Source organism: Streptomyces sp. CWNU-52B (assembly GCF_047444975.1).
Lineage (GTDB): Bacteria > Actinomycetota > Actinomycetes > Streptomycetales > Streptomycetaceae > Streptomyces.
Genome location: NZ_JBLFJV010000066.1, coordinates 139,376 through 153,170, shown reverse-complemented (window position 1 = coordinate 153,170; position 13,795 = coordinate 139,376). Strand labels below are relative to the sequence as shown.

Genomic DNA, 13,795 nt, shown 5'->3' with positions numbered 1-13,795 from the left:
GCTTCAGTCCCATTCCAGGCCGCCGCGCCGCCACACGTACGCGTAGGCGACGAAGACGGTGAGCACGAAGAGCAGCATCTCCACGAGCCCGAAGACCCCGAGCGAGTCGAAAGTGACGGCCCAGGGATAGAGGAAGACGATCTCGATATCGAAAATGATGAAGAGCATCGCCGTCAGGTAGTACTTGATGGGGAACCGCCCGCCGCCCGCCGGCGTGGGGGTCGGCTCGATTCCACACTCGTAGGCTTCGAGCTTGGCCCGGTTGTATCGCTTTGGACCGATTAGCGTGGCCATGACCACGGAGAAGATCGCAAAGCCTGCCCCGAGGGCTCCCAGTACGAGGATGGGCGCATACGCGTTCACCGCTCCTCGCTCCTCTCAGTCGGCATTGACTGCTGGCGGTTGCATCGGGCTCCACTCCTGCTCCGCGCACCCCACGACCTTCGTGAGGCACACACGCTCCGTGCGGCTCCACGAAGATCGTGCTCATGTGAAGCAGGTCACAAGCCCAACTGCCCCGCATCCTATGCCTGCCGGTCTGTGATCTGCGACACGGGGTACGACAACGCCTTTGTGATCTCCACCACCCGGTGATGGATCATGAAGTCCGATGAGCGCCGATCTTCGTACGAGAAGCGTCCGAGTGATCACCAGAGGTGACATTTCCACCCGTTACCCCTGGTCCGGGGCGCAATCCTCTATCAAGCAAGGCTTACCTAAGGCAAATTGGTGCTGGACGAGGTCGCTTGATAGTGGAACTCATTCACACCTCGGGGGGAGTTGAGGTGCCGGGTGTGGACGGCGCGGGGTGCGTGCGCGCGTTCACGAGCGAGGGGCCACTTCACAGGCGAGAGTCCGGGTCGGCAGCCCGGCCGGGCCGGACCGGCTCGGACCGGCTCCGACGGGTCGCGCCAGAGCCGGGGTCGGCGCCGGGCGCGGGCGGGGCCCGAGTGCAGGCGAGTCACCCTCGGGGCAGACCGGGGTCCAGGTCCGGTCCGGGGCGGCGCCGGCGTGCGGGCCGAGCGAGAGAGCGAGTGCGGGTACGGGGCCCGAGCCAGACCCAGCCCGAGCCCGACCGGGATCAGGGTCCGAACCCAAGCCCAACTCCGAGTCCAGGTACGAGTAAGAGCGAGCGCGAGGCGCAGGCCCGCATGAGGGCGCGGGCCCAGGTCCGATGTCCGAGCCAGGCCCGAATCCGAGCCGGAGCCCTAGCCGGGGGCAGGACCCAGGCCCGGAGTCCGAGCGAGCGCGAGGCGCGGGCCGACGTGAGGGTGCAGGCCAGGACCAGGTCGTTCCGGGTTCCGAGTCCCGGCGCAAGCGACGGTGCGGGTCCACTTCCCGGCCCACCTCAAGACCCAGGTCCACTTCCAGGGTCCAGGTCCAGGGTCCAGGGTCCAGGTCCGGAATCCGGGCCAGGGGCCGGTTCGCGCTCTGCTGTGGTTCGGGGTGGGACGGAGCGGATCCTCGGCGGGTCAGGGCGGGGCCCGTTCGCTGTGGATCCGTGGGCGGGTGTGATTCGGGGGGAATGTGGGGCAGATCCGGGCATCTTCGGGTGACTTGGCACCAAGAGTGACCCCGGGTCAGGGGCGGCGGGCCGGCGCGTTCGAGTCTGCCCGCGATGTGCGCGTCGACGCAGCCATCACGGCCACCGTTCCGTGACGTGCGTCACAACGGTAACGGGCCGGAAACAACCGGGCTTGGCCATCCGCATCAACGAGTGGTAGGTCGGGGGCAATTCGGACGTAACTCGAAAAGGCCGTGATCACAGGCACGCCGGACGCTGTCCACAATGCCCGTTACGGAGTCAATAAGGGGCGTCGCGGCCTGGATTCGGGCGCCCGTTGAACAATTGTGGCGCACCACACGTTTCTTGAAGGTATGGAGGAGCCCCTGATACCGGTTGTACCCATGTCCCACACCGCTCACATACCCAGCCACCGGAAACCCCGGCCTCGCAGCAGTTCGGCGCTCGCGATGCGCGCCGGAGTTGCCGGTGGCGTCCTCGGCACCCTGGCAGTGGCCGGTGCCGCCGGAACGGCCAACGCGGCCGAGCCGGTGACCCAGACCATCGAGCTGCCCACGCTCACGTCCGACATGACCGCTCAGGTCGCCGAGTCCGCGGAGGTCACCCAGCAGGCCGCGGCCGACTACCAGCTGCGCGCCGAGCGTGACGCGGCCGCCACCAAGGCCGCGAAGCAGGCCAAGGCGGACCTCGCCGACGCGAAGAAGAAGGCGGAGGCCAAGGAGAAGGCCGAGGAAGCCCGCAAGGAGGCCGCGGAGCGCGCCACGCGCAACGCGGGCCGGACGACCCTCACGACGGCCAGTACGGCGGTCAGCAGCGACGTCGTGGCCCCTGCCAGTGGCAGCGTCGCGTCCGTCATCAGCTTCCTCAAGGCTCAGGTCGGCGACGCCTACGTCATGGGCGCCTCCGGCCCCGACGCGTGGGACTGCTCCAGTCTGGTCCAGGCCGCGTTCAAGCAGGTCGGCGTCGACCTGCCGCGCGTCTCCCAGGACCAGTCCGTGGCCGGCACCCCGGTCTCGCTGTCCAACGTCCAGGTCGGCGACATCCTGTACTGGGGCGGTGCCGGCTCGGCGTACCACGTGGGCGTCTACATCGGCGGCGGCCAGTACCTGGACGCCGCGAACCCGTCGAAGGGTGTCGTCATCCAGGATCTGTCGGGCTACCCCGCGAGCGGTGCGGTGCGGGTGCTCTGACCTTCGGTCACACGGCTTGACGGGCCGCTTCCCCTCGGTGAGGGAAGCGGCCCTCAGGCGTGCCCACCGGGACGCGCGCAGGGACGCCCGCAGGGGCCGCCCCGGGAGACCGCCTACGCCTTCGGTGCCACCTTCGACAGGCCGTTGATGATGCGGTCCATCGCGTCGCCGCCCGTCGGGTCCGTCAGGTTGGCCAGCATCTTCAGGGTGAACTTCATCAGCATCGGGTGCGTGAGCCCGCGCTGGGCGGCGATCTTCATGACGTTCGGGTTGCCGATGAGCTTCACGAAGGCCCGGCCGAGCGTGTAGTAGCCGCCGTAGGTGTCCTTGAGGACCTTCGGGTAGCGGTGCAGGGCGAGTTCGCGCTGGGAGGGGGTCGCCCGCGCGTGGGCCTGGACGATGACGTCGGCGGCGATCTGGCCGGACTCCATCGCGTAGGCGATGCCCTCGCCGTTGAAGGGGTTCACCATGCCGCCCGCGTCGCCGACGAGCAGCAGGCCCTTCGTGTAGTGGGGCTGGCGGTTGAAGGCCATCGGCAGGGCCGCGCCGCGGATCGGCATCGTCATGTTGTCCGGGGTGTAGCCCCAGTCCTCGGGCATCGAGGCGCACCACGCCTTCAGGACCTCGCGCCAGTCCAGCTCCTTGAACGCGGCCGAGGTGTTGAGGACGCCCAGGCCGACGTTCGACGTGCCGTCGCCCATGCCGAAGATCCAGCCGTACCCCGGCAGCAGGCGGTCCTCGCCTGGGCCGCGGCGGTCCCACAGCTCCAGCCACGACTCCAGGTAGTCGTCCTCGTGGCGCGGGGACGTGAAGTACGTACGGACCGCGACGCCCATCGGGCGGTCCTCGCGGCGGTGCAGCCCCATCGCCAGGGACAGCCGGGTCGAGTTGCCGTCGGCGGCGACGACCAGGGGCGCGTGGAAGGTGACTTCGCGCTTCTCCCTGGAGTCGGCCGCGTCGGCGTCACCGAGTTTCGCGTGGACGCCCGTGATGCGGCCCGTGCGGTCGTCGACGATCGGGGCGCCGACGTTGCAGCGCTCGTACAGGCGCGCGCCGGCCTTCTGGGCCTGGCGGGCCAGCTGTTCGTCGAAGTCGTCGCGCTTACGGACGAGCCCGTAGTCGGGGTAGGAGGCGAGTTCCGGCCAGTCCAGCTGGAGCCGGACGCCGCCGCCGATGATGCGGAGCCCCTTGTTCCGGAGCCAGCCCGCCTCCTCCGAGATGTCGATCCCCATGGAGACGAGCTGTTTGGTGGCGCGGGGCGTCAGCCCGTCCCCGCACACCTTCTCCCGCGGGAACGCGGTCTTCTCCAGGAGCAGGACGTCCAGTCCGGCCTTGGCCAGGTAGTACGCCGTGGTGGAACCGGCCGGCCCCGCCCCGACGACGATCACGTCGGCCGAGTGTTCGGACAGAGGCGCGGAGGGTCCGGAGAGGGGCTGGGACTGGGACTCGGTCACGGCGGGGTCTCCCCAAGGCTCGAAGGCACGAAGTCTTAAAGCGTGAAGTCGTAAAAAGCGCTAAGTCTCGAAATCCGCGTGCTGACGGGCACGGGACATGGGCAGTCTATGCAGCGGTACTGATCGTCCGGCTGAAGGGCTGCCCCCCGTGAACCGAGCTCTCCCCGTGGTACACCTGCGCGTCCCCACCGACGAGGACGCGTTCGCCTGGCACCGGGTCTTCGACGACCCGGACGTGATGGAGTTCCACGGTGGGAAATCCGCTGAACTGTCCGTCTACGAGGAGTTGACCGCCCGGCAACGCCGGCATGACGCCGAGCACGGATTCTGCTTCTGGACCATGCTCGACGAGGAGGAGCGCGTCATCGGCTTCACCGGCGCCCAGCCATGGCCGTACACGTGGGGTCCGGCCGGTGAGATCGAGATCGGCTGGCGGCTCGGCCGGGAGTACTGGGGCAAGGGGTACGTGACCGCGGCGGCGCGGCTCACGCTGGAACGGGTGCGGGCGAGAGGCATCGCCTCCGTGGTGGCGATGGTGAACTCCCGCAACGAACGCTCGATCGCCGTGACCGGACGCCTCGGCATGGAATTGGTGGAGACGTTCACCTCGCCCACGTCGGACCAGTTCGGGCACTGCTACCGCCTGGCTCTCTGACGGGCACGGGGCGGCGAGAGGGCTCACCGGCCGGGCCCCGCCGGGCCTCCGACGCCTTCCGGCGGGGCCCGGCATGGGCTTACCCTGCCGGTACCGCTGGGGGTGACGTCTGTGCGCAAACCACGCAAGACACCCGAAGTGCGCGTACCGCGGCTCGTCGGTCTGATGGCCGTGGACGCGCGCGAGACGGCCGAGGACCGTGGGGTGTTCCTCGACGCACCCGACCGGCCCGACTTCGACCGGACGGTCGTCGACTACGTCGTACGCCAGTACCCGCCGCCCGACTCCGAGGTGCCGCGCGGCGCCGTCGTGACGGTGTGGTTCGACTTCGGCGAGGGTGAGGGCGACGGAGGCGCCGGGGTCCGTGAGCCGCGGCTGCCCCGGCCCCCCTCGGGCGGCCTGCAGCGCGAACTCGACCCGCCGGGCGACCCCTACGCCCCGGGCGCGCCCACCTCTCCGGGCGACCCCTTCGCGCTCCTCGGGTGAGACGCGCGCACCCGAGCCCTCCGGCCTTCCGGTACCGGGTCCACCCGCTAGCTAGAGCTAACTAACTAACTCTGCTTGAAGCCGCGGTGCAGTGCGACGATCCCGCCCGTCAGGTTCCGCCAGGCCACCTTCGACCAGCCGGCCCCGACCAGGCGTTCCGCGAGGGCGGGCTGGTCCGGCCAGGCGCGGATCGACTCGGCGAGATAGACGTACGCCTCGGGGTTCGAGGAGACGGTACGGGCCACCGGCGGCAGGGCGCGCATCAGGTACTCGGTGTAGACGGTGCGGAAGGGCGCCCAGGTCGGGTGCGAGAACTCGCAGATCACCACGCGCCCGCCGGGCTTCGTCACCCGGTACAGCTCCCGCAGCGCGGTGTCCGTGTCCTGCACGTTCCGCAGGCCGAAGGAGATCGTCACCGCGTCGAAGGTGTCGTCCTTGAACGGCAGCTTCGTCGCGTCGCCGGCCGTGAGCGGCAGCCAGGGGTGGTTCTTCTTGCCGACCTTGAGCATCCCGAGGGAGAAGTCGCACGGGACGACGTACGCACCCGTGCGCGCGAAGGGCAGCGAGGAGGTGGCGGTGCCCGCGGCGAGGTCGAGGACCTTCTGCGCGGGCCGCGCGTCGACCGCCCTGGCGACCTCCTTGCGCCACACCCGGTCCTGGCCGAGCGACAGCACATCGTTCGTCAGGTCGTAGCGTTCCGCGACGTCGTCGAACATCGAGGCGACTTCGTGCGGCTGTTTGTTCAGGGATGCGCGGGTCACCGTTCCATTGTGGCAGTACGGACCGGGCGATTCTCCGGCACCCGGCCCGTACGCCGGTCCTCCTGGGGGATCGTCCGGTCCCCCTGAGGGATCTTCCGGCCCGCTGAGGGATCTCTCAGGGCAGCAGCCTCGGCTTCGTCCTCGCCGCCACGTCCTCCACCCACCCGCACAGCAGCACGAACACGCCGATGAGGACCCAGCCGACACCGAACATGAACCACTGGCTCTCCAGTGGCAGATACGTCTCGAAGGCCGGCACGTTCCAGAACTGGTCGATCAGCGGGACGGCCAGGATCAGCGCCAGCTCGTGCCAGAGGTAGAGGGTCACCGCGCGGGCGTTGAAGATCCGTACGACCCGGTCGAGGCGCCGGAGACGGGCCAGCCACGCGAAGTCGATCCCGAGGCGCGCCTTCGCGTACATCAGCAGGGTCACGTACCCAGCTGACCAGAACGCCTGGGCGTACGGGATGTCGTCGAGGTCGTACGAGCCCGTCTCGGCCTGGTGCGTGACGGCGTACCAGCCGCCGTACCCGAGCGCGGCGAGCGAGAGGACGACGACGGCGAACGGCTTCAGCCGCTGGAGCACGCCGTCGCGGTGCGCGAAGCCGAGGACCCAGCAGAACAGATACGTGGCGAGGTCGACGAGTCCGACGCCGAAGCGGTTGTCCGGCGGCGCCCGGAGGAACTGGACGACCACGATCGGGGCGAGCGACAGGACCAGGACGGCGACCGGGGCCAGCCGGAAGACCCTCAGCAGCAGGGGCGACAGCAGGACGAACCACAGGTACGTCCGCAGGTACCAGAGGATCTCCCAGGCCTGCTCGCCCCACGTGTCGCCCGGCGGGTCGCCGAGCGGCACCACCCAGTAGACGATCTGCCAGCCGGGCATCCAGCCGTGGATCAGCATCGCCGCCACGACGAAGAGTCCCCAGAACCAGAAGGGCGGCAGCAGCCGGCGGACCCGGCTCCTGATCACCTTGAGGGCGGGCCGCTCCAGGGACTTCGCCATCAGGGTCCCGGCCAGCGCGAACATGATCCCCATGGAGGGCAGGACCATGCCCGCCCAGGCCCAGCCGAAGGCGTGGTAGGTCACGACGCGGATCAGGGCGACGGCGCGGAGGGTGTCGAAGTAGCGGTCACGGTCGCGGCCTCGGCCTCGGGCCGGACGCGTCGCCGACCCAACTGGCTCCGGCCCCGCCGGCTCAGGCCCAACTGGCTCCGGACCCGCCGGTTCCGGTCCCGCCGGATCGCCCGCCGTCGGCCGCTCCTTCCGCGCGGGCTCCGCCTGCGGCGACCGGGCCGTGCTCCACAGCGCACCGGGCGTCGGCGCGGTGGCCGTCGACGCGGTGGCCGTCGACGCCGCCGGCACCGAGGGACGACTCCCCCGGCGGTGGGAGCCCATCAGCCCACCCCCGCCGGCGTACCGACCTCACCCGTGCGCTTCAGCTTCTGCCAGCGCAGCCGGCCACCCGTGAGGGCCGTGACGCAGGAGTGGATCAGGACCAGGTACATCATCTGCCGGTACGCGAGCTGCTGAAGCGGCATCATCAGCAGATACCGGTACTTCTCCCGGTCGAGCCGGAACGCGTACGCCGCGCAGACGAGCTGGACGCACAGCACGGCCAGCCAGGCGAGCAGCGACGCCTTGAAGTCGATGAAGATCATCGAGTAGGCGGTGAACACGTCGATCAGCGGGGCGAAGACCGGCGTGACGATCTGGAAGATCACCACCAGTGGCATGCCGACCCGGCCGAAGCGCCCCGAAGGCCCCTTGTCGGTCAGGGACTTGCGGTGCTTCCACAGCGCCTGCATCGTCCCGTACGACCAGCGGTAGCGCTGCGACCAGAGCTGCTTCAGCGAACCCGGCGCCTCGGTCCAGGCCTTGGCGTGCTCCTGATAGACGACCCGCCAGCCCGCCCGGTGCATGGCGATGGTGATGTCGGTGTCCTCGGCGAGCGTGTCCTCGCTCATCCCGCCGACCGCGAGCACCGCCTCCCGGCGGAACGCGCCGATCGCGCCCGGGATGGTGGGCATGCAGCGCAGCAGGTCGTACATCCGGCGGTCGAGGTTGAAGCCCATCACGTACTCGATGTGCTGCCAGGCGCCGATGACGGTGTTCCGGTTGCCGACCTTGGCGTTGCCCGCGACCGCGCCGACCCCGGGGTCGGCGAAGGGCTGCACCAACTGCCGTACCGTGTCGGCCTCGAAGACGGTGTCGCCGTCCATCATCACCACGATGTCGTAACGGGCGTGGCGCACACCGTTGTTGAGGGCGGCCGGTTTGCCCGCGTTCTCCTGGCGGACGACGCGTACGTTGGGCATGCCGAGCGCCTCGGCGATCTCCTTCGTGCCGTCCGTGGAACCGTCGTCCACGACGATGATCTCGATCGGATGGGTGCTGCGCGCCAGCGACTTGAGGGTGTTGGCGATGCACTCCTTCTCGTTGTACGCGGGCACGATCACGCTGACCGGCCCCGTGACCGGTGGCCCCCAGCTGAACCGGCGCGTGTTGCGTTTCCGGTGGTGCCTGCGCGCGAGGACCAGCATCATCCCGAAGCGGCCCATGACGGCGAAGCCCACGACGCCGAGCCCGACCGCGAGCCCCGGTACGGTCCACTCGGCGACGGCGACCGCCGCGACGAGGGCCTTGCCTTCGTAGAGGGTGGTTCCGGTGGCGGTGCGGTGGGCGGCCTGGAGCCCGCCGCCGCCCCCGGCCGCCTGGCCAGGCTGACTTCCCCGCCCCTGGAACCGTCCCTGCTCCTGCTCCTGCTGCTGTTCCTGCTCGTCGCTGTCCGCCTGCTGGACGGCGCCGCTGATGGTGGTGAAGGTGTAGCCCTTCGCCTTCATCTTCTTGATGTACCTACCGAGCGCGGCCACCGTCTGCGAACGCTCGCCGCCCGCGTCGTGGAAGAGCACCGACGCGCCCTTGTTCTTCGACGGCGTGGCCCACTTGATGATCTTCGAGACGCCGGGCCGCTTCCAGTCGTCGCTGTCGGTGTCGACGAAGACGCTGGTGTAGCCCTCCGCGCCGAGCTTCTTGTAGACGGGCCAGCTGTAGTTGTCGATGGCGTCCGTCTCCGAGGAGTACGGGGCACGGAACAGCGTCGTCGTGATGCCCGCCGCACCCGCCAGGGCGAGCTGCGTCTGGGCCATCTCCCGCTTGACCCGGGCGGCGCTCTGGTACGAGAGGTCGACGTGCGTGAAGGTGTGGACGCCGACCTCGTTGCCCTGGTCCACCACGTCGTTCACGATGCCCGGGTAGCGCGAGACCATCGAGCCGACCAGGAAGAACGTGCCCGGGACGTCGTTCTCTTCGAGGATCTTCAGGATCTGGGGCGTCCAGGTGGGGTTGGGCCCGTCGTCGAAGGTGAGCGCGATGGTCTTGTCCGGGACGGACGTGCTCTTGGCCTGCCCGTCCCTGAAGGAGAGGATCGGCCCGCCGTCGATGACGGAGTCCGGGACCTTGCTGGAACTGGCGTCACTGCGTACGCGCTCGTCGCCGCCCACCTCGGCACGGAGATAGCCGTCGAGCAGCATCACGCTGGTGAGGGCGAGGAGGAGCAGCAGGGCGAGGACGACACGCGGTTTCTGCAGCGCCGCGGCCTTGCCCGCAGCGCGTGTCATCCGGGAGGGCGCGCGCCGGCGGCCGCGCGAAGGCGTCGAAGTAACCATGGGTGTGGGTGCGCTCCGGTCAGTTGGCAGCCGCGGAGGCGGACGCGGAGGGGTCGGAGACGGACGGGGCGGAGCCGGCGGCCGACGGGGCGGCGGTGGGGGCCGCGCCCGTGGGGGCCGCGGTGGGCGCGCCCGAGGGCGGGGCGCCGGTCGGCCGGGCGGGCGGGCTGCCCGTACCGCCCTGCGGCTGGAGACCGCCGCCGGGCCCTGAGTTCTGCCCGCCGTTCGGACCGCCGCCGCCTCCGAAGGGCAGCAGTGAGGACGGGGTGAGCGAGGGGCCCCAGCCCATGAACGCCATGCCGAGCACGACCGCGTACCCGATACACACGACGCCGAGGAGGGTGCCGATCCGGCGCAGCAGCTTGGCCCTGCGCCCGGAGTTGTCAACGAACACGGGGCCGTCTTCGGACCCGTTGCCACGTTTGCGGCGGCGGCCGCGCGCAGCGGCGCGGGATTCGATGGCAGGCTCGGGATGCATTCCCCGGATATTAGGGAGCCTTTATGTGTCCGAAACTCTGATTCTGTTGTGAGACCGCCATGAGAATCACCCGAGTCTGTCTTTTCCCTGAGAGAATCCCCGATCACCGGGTCCGGCGAGGATCGTGCGCAAGATACCCAATGTCCGCATACGCGCGCCCGGTTGATCCCCTTTGCCGGGGCGTTTCCATGAGCTTGCCCTGTATATCCTGTCTTCGTGGAGCGGGGTCAACCGTGAGACATTTTCACTTCGGAAACGCGTTTTGTTTCCAGCCTGAGACGGGGATCACGAAAAGTGGGAGCAAGCGCGATGAGGACTTTCCTGAGGCCCGCTGCCGGGCTCGTCTGTGTGATCGCCCTGGCCACCGCGGGGTGTTCTTCGGAGGCGGACGGCTCCGCGAGCCCCGCCGGGGACGGCTCGCCCAGCGCGTCGGCGGACGCCTCGTCCGGCACCGCGTACGCCCCGTACGTCAGCGCCACCACCGCGTCCGACAACGACTCGGCCGGCTCCCCATCGACGTACAACCTGGCCTTCGTCATAGCGGACGGCGGCAGTTGCACGCCGAGTTGGAACGGTACGAACGCGATCGGCGACTCCGCGGTCAAGTCCCGTATCTCGGCACTGACCGAGTCCGGCTCGACCGTGCGGGTCTCCTTCGGCGGGGCCTCCGGCAAGGAGCTCGCGTCGGTCTGTGGCAGTGCCTCGGCGCTGGCGGACGCCTATGGGAAGGCGCTGGACGCCGCCGGGGCGACGGAGGCCGACTTCGACGTGGAGGGGGAGCAGCTGAGCGACTCCGCGTCGGTCGCGCTGCGGTCCGAGGCGATCGCGCTGCTCCAGAAGGAGCGGGACGACCTGGCGGTCACCTTCACGCTGCCCGTCATGCCGTCCGGGCTCGACGACGACGGCGTCGCGTTGCTGGAGTCCGCCAACGACAAGGGGGTTCAGGTGTCCACGGTCAACATCATGACCATGAACTACGGCAGCGCGTACGACAAGGACATGGGCGACTACGCGAAGACGTCGGCCCGTGCCGCGCACGACCAGTTGGAGGATCTCTTCGGGCTGTCGGAGAAGGGGGCGTGGCGGGGGCTGGCGTTGACGTCGATGCTCGGGGTGAACGACGTGGACAACGAGACGTTCTCGCTGGCCGACGCGGCGGAGGTGCGGGAGTTCGCCGAGGGGAAGGGCGTGGCGTGGGTGTCGATGTGGTCGACGTTCAGGGACCAGCCGTGCGGGAGCGATTCCTCCGCGGACGACGCGGCCACGGATTGCAGCGGGGTCGAGCAGGGGGCGGGTGACTTCGCCGAGGCGTTCAGTGGGTGAGCGGTGGGGTCGCTTGTCGGGTGCGGGTGGGTCGGGGCTGGTCGCGCCCCGCGGCGGAGCCGCAAATGTCACAGCCCCGCGCCCCTGAAAGCCAAAGATCGCGCCGTTCCCCGTGCCCCTCAGGAGTCGTGGGCGTAGGACGCCAGGCGGGTGGCGAAGGTGGTGAGCAGGGGGCGTAGTTCCTCGGGGCGTTCGATGACGAACGGGCGGTTCAGGGAGGCCAGTACCGGGGGGAGCCAGTCGAGGCGTTCCGTCCATAGGCGAGCGCGGAGCCAGCGCTCGCGCTCGGTCTCCGGAGGGGCGTCGTCGCCCTCCTCGTACTCCTGGCCCTCCTCGCACTCCTCCAGGACCGCGACACTCTCAGGAAGGCGGGCGCGGATCTGCTCGACGGTCCCGTGGATCCGCAGGACCACCTCGTGCCGGTACTCGGCCGTGGCGAACCCCGACACCACGCGCTGCGCCGGATCGACACCCACCGGCGGCTCGAACGAACCCGGCAGGGTCCGCGCGTCCGTGATGCGGTCGAGCCGGAAGGTCCGGTCCTCGCCGCTCCCGGCGTCCTCGCCCGTGACGTACCACCGGCCCGCGTGGGCGACGATCCCGTAGGCGTGCAGGGTGCGTTCGCTGCGCCGGCCGTCGCCGTCGGTGTATCTCATCGACACCGGCCGGCAGTGGCTCACCGCGTCGGCGACGGTGAGCAGGACACCGGCGTCCGGGGTGTCGAACTCACCGGGCCGGTCCGTGAAGGCCAGCGACTCCAGGAGCAGGTCGAGCCGACGGGCGACATGCTTGGGCAGTACCCGGCGGATCTTGGCCGAGGCGGTCTCGCTCGCCGTGCGCCCCGCCCCCGTCAGCCCTGTCCGGCGGCCGGCGACCAGGCCCAGCAGCACGGCCAGCGCCTCGTCGTCGCCGAGCATGAGGGGCGGCAGCCGGTATCCGGGGCCCAGCCGGTACCCGCCGTAGCGGCCTCGCACCGACTCCACCGGCACGTCGAGGTCGATCAGCTGACCCACGTACCGCCGCACGGTGCGCCCGTCGACATCGAGCCGCTCGGCCAGCTCGGCCACCGTGCGGGTGCCGCCCGACTGCAACAGCTCAAGGAGGGTGAGGACGCGACCGGCGGGTCGAGGTCGAGACATGACACCAGCCTAGAACCGGTACAGACCGATACAGGGCCGATACAGGTCCGATTCTGTCCCCTATTGGTCCTACTCTCCGAAGCACAGCACCTGAGCACAGGACCTGAGCGCAGCACCTGGGCACAGCAACAAGGGAGAGCAACCATGAACTTCGTCTCGATCCGCGTCATCACCGGTGACGTCGCCCGACTCGTCGCCTTCTACGAGCGGGTGACCGGGGTGACGGCGGACTGGGCCAACGACGACTTCGCCGAACTCCGCACCGCCGACGCCACCCTCGCGATCGCCGGCACCCGCACGGTCCCGCTGTTCGCCCCGGACGCCCCGGACTCCGTCCGCCCGGCGGACAACCACAGCGTGATCACCGAGTTCCTCGTGGACGACGTGGACCGCGTCCACAAGGACCTGGCCGACGTCGTCACGGACCTCGTCGCGGAGCCCACCACGATGCCCTGGGGCAACCGTTCACTCCTGCTCCGCGACCCCGACGGCAACCTGGTCAACCTCTTCACCCCGGTAACCGCGGCAGCCAGGCAGAAGTTCGCACCCACCTCGTAAGCCCCCCAAGGGGCGCGAGGAACGGCGCGCCAAGCCCCCACACACCCGCGCACCCAGACACCCGCGCACCCACACACCCGCACAACCAGCGGAGCTACCTGCGCCGGTGCACGAGCCGCCCCCCGCACACCGTAGCCACACACGCCCCGTCCCCGCCGAAGACCGCGAGATCGGCCCGCCCCGCCTCGACGATCACCGCGGGGCGAATCCCAGCCCGGGGCAGGACCACGACGTCGTTGCGCTCGGCGGCGGCCCGCAGTTCGGGCGTCCCGGCGTGTTCCGCCAGTACGGCCACCGCCCCCAGCTTCAGCAGGGCGTGGATGCGTTCACGCGGTGTCGGCGCGGCCGGGACCGGCTCCAGGTGGACCAGGGCGGGCCCGAGCACTCCGGGCCACCGCCGCACCCTGGCCGCCGGGAAACGCTCCCGGAGCTCCGCCAGGGAACCCGTCGCGGCTACCAGGGCCCCCTCCACCGCGACGGCCCCGCCCTCGACGGGGTCGGAGCCGTCCCAGCTGAGGCGCAGCTCGTCCGCCGCGTGGATCGTCAGCGCCACC

At 70.0% G+C, this 13,795-nt stretch carries 13 protein-coding genes; 5 read left to right on the top strand and 8 right to left on the bottom strand.

The genetic code is table 11. The annotated features are described in order from the left end of the window. Positions 1 to 3: 3 nt before the first annotated feature. Positions 4 to 363 carry an NADH-quinone oxidoreductase subunit A gene (locus ACLVWQ_RS40255; RefSeq protein WP_055509254.1) on the bottom strand — a complete coding sequence of 120 codons (360 nt, stop codon included), beginning with the start codon at positions 361 to 363 and terminating at the stop codon, positions 4 to 6. Positions 364 to 1,878: 1,515 nt separating this feature from the next. Between ACLVWQ_RS40255 and ACLVWQ_RS40250 the strand changes: the two genes are divergently transcribed. Beyond that, positions 1,879 to 2,715: a C40 family peptidase gene (locus tag ACLVWQ_RS40250; RefSeq protein ID WP_414114289.1), complete on the top strand. Its 837-nt coding sequence runs from the start codon at positions 1,879 to 1,881 to the stop codon at positions 2,713 to 2,715. A 113-nt stretch (positions 2,716 to 2,828) separates the two neighbouring features. On the opposite strand, the gene ACLVWQ_RS40245 is transcribed toward ACLVWQ_RS40250, so the two are convergent. After that, on the bottom strand, positions 2,829 to 4,169 hold the full coding sequence (locus ACLVWQ_RS40245; protein WP_414114288.1) for a geranylgeranyl reductase family protein: 1,341 nt from the start codon (positions 4,167 to 4,169) through the stop codon (positions 2,829 to 2,831). A 148-nt stretch (positions 4,170 to 4,317) separates the two neighbouring features. Between ACLVWQ_RS40245 and ACLVWQ_RS40240 the strand changes: the two genes are divergently transcribed. Continuing rightward, complete coding sequence (locus tag ACLVWQ_RS40240; RefSeq protein ID WP_414114287.1) at positions 4,318 to 4,824, top strand: GNAT family N-acetyltransferase; 507 nt, start codon at positions 4,318 to 4,320, stop codon at positions 4,822 to 4,824. A gap of 102 nt (positions 4,825 to 4,926) precedes the next feature. Then, positions 4,927 to 5,310 (top strand): PASTA domain-containing protein, encoded by a 384-nt coding sequence (locus ACLVWQ_RS40235; RefSeq protein ID WP_414114286.1) that lies wholly within the window; start codon positions 4,927 to 4,929, stop codon positions 5,308 to 5,310. A 65-nt stretch (positions 5,311 to 5,375) separates the two neighbouring features. Here the strand turns inward: ACLVWQ_RS40235 and ACLVWQ_RS40230 are convergent, their stop codons facing one another. The 4 genes from ACLVWQ_RS40230 to ACLVWQ_RS40215 all read right to left on the bottom strand — a co-directional run bounded on the left by ACLVWQ_RS40230 (position 5,376) and on the right by ACLVWQ_RS40215 (position 10,221). Further along, positions 5,376 to 6,071 (bottom strand): demethylmenaquinone methyltransferase, encoded by a 696-nt coding sequence (locus ACLVWQ_RS40230; protein WP_414114285.1) that lies wholly within the window; start codon positions 6,069 to 6,071, stop codon positions 5,376 to 5,378. A gap of 115 nt (positions 6,072 to 6,186) precedes the next feature. Then, positions 6,187 to 7,383, bottom strand: a complete 1,197-nt coding sequence (locus ACLVWQ_RS40225; protein WP_414114322.1) for an acyltransferase family protein — start codon at positions 7,381 to 7,383, stop codon at positions 6,187 to 6,189. A gap of 89 nt (positions 7,384 to 7,472) precedes the next feature. Continuing rightward, the gene (locus tag ACLVWQ_RS40220; RefSeq protein ID WP_414114284.1) at positions 7,473 to 9,743 is read right to left on the bottom strand and encodes a bifunctional polysaccharide deacetylase/glycosyltransferase family 2 protein; all 2,271 of its coding nucleotides are present in this window, start codon (positions 9,741 to 9,743) and stop codon (positions 7,473 to 7,475) included. Between the two features lie 19 nt (positions 9,744 to 9,762). Next, positions 9,763 to 10,221, bottom strand: a complete 459-nt coding sequence (locus ACLVWQ_RS40215; protein WP_414114283.1) for a hypothetical protein — start codon at positions 10,219 to 10,221, stop codon at positions 9,763 to 9,765. Between the two features lie 309 nt (positions 10,222 to 10,530). Here ACLVWQ_RS40215 and ACLVWQ_RS40210 point away from each other — a divergent pair, with 309 nt between their 5' ends. Next, positions 10,531 to 11,544, top strand: coding sequence for a chitinase (locus ACLVWQ_RS40210; RefSeq protein WP_414114282.1), 1,014 nt, complete (start codon positions 10,531 to 10,533; stop codon positions 11,542 to 11,544). A 119-nt stretch (positions 11,545 to 11,663) separates the two neighbouring features. On the opposite strand, the gene ACLVWQ_RS40205 is transcribed toward ACLVWQ_RS40210, so the two are convergent. Beyond that, the gene (locus ACLVWQ_RS40205; RefSeq protein WP_414114281.1) at positions 11,664 to 12,683 is read right to left on the bottom strand and encodes a helix-turn-helix transcriptional regulator; all 1,020 of its coding nucleotides are present in this window, start codon (positions 12,681 to 12,683) and stop codon (positions 11,664 to 11,666) included. Positions 12,684 to 12,827: 144 nt separating this feature from the next. Between ACLVWQ_RS40205 and ACLVWQ_RS40200 the strand changes: the two genes are divergently transcribed. After that, positions 12,828 to 13,241, top strand: a complete 414-nt coding sequence (locus ACLVWQ_RS40200; protein ID WP_414114280.1) for a VOC family protein — start codon at positions 12,828 to 12,830, stop codon at positions 13,239 to 13,241. Between the two features lie 94 nt (positions 13,242 to 13,335). Here the strand turns inward: ACLVWQ_RS40200 and ACLVWQ_RS40195 are convergent, their stop codons facing one another. Further along, the gene (locus ACLVWQ_RS40195) at positions 13,336 to 13,794 is read right to left on the bottom strand and encodes an imidazolonepropionase-like domain-containing protein (protein ID WP_414114279.1); all 459 of its coding nucleotides are present in this window, start codon (positions 13,792 to 13,794) and stop codon (positions 13,336 to 13,338) included. Position 13,795 lies beyond the last annotated feature (1 nt).

Coding starts and splice junctions, on each gene's coding strand:
- ACLVWQ_RS40215 (WP_414114283.1), bottom strand. CDS start 10,221: ATGCATCCCGAGCCTGCCATCGAATCCCGCGCCGCTGCGCGCGGCCGC.
- ACLVWQ_RS40250 (WP_414114289.1), top strand. CDS start 1,879: ATGGAGGAGCCCCTGATACCGGTTGTACCCATGTCCCACACCGCTCAC.
- ACLVWQ_RS40205 (WP_414114281.1), bottom strand. CDS start 12,683: ATGTCTCGACCTCGACCCGCCGGTCGCGTCCTCACCCTCCTTGAGCTG.
- ACLVWQ_RS40220 (WP_414114284.1), bottom strand. CDS start 9,743: ATGGTTACTTCGACGCCTTCGCGCGGCCGCCGGCGCGCGCCCTCCCGG.
- ACLVWQ_RS40200 (WP_414114280.1), top strand. CDS start 12,828: ATGAACTTCGTCTCGATCCGCGTCATCACCGGTGACGTCGCCCGACTC.
- ACLVWQ_RS40210 (WP_414114282.1), top strand. CDS start 10,531: ATGAGGACTTTCCTGAGGCCCGCTGCCGGGCTCGTCTGTGTGATCGCC.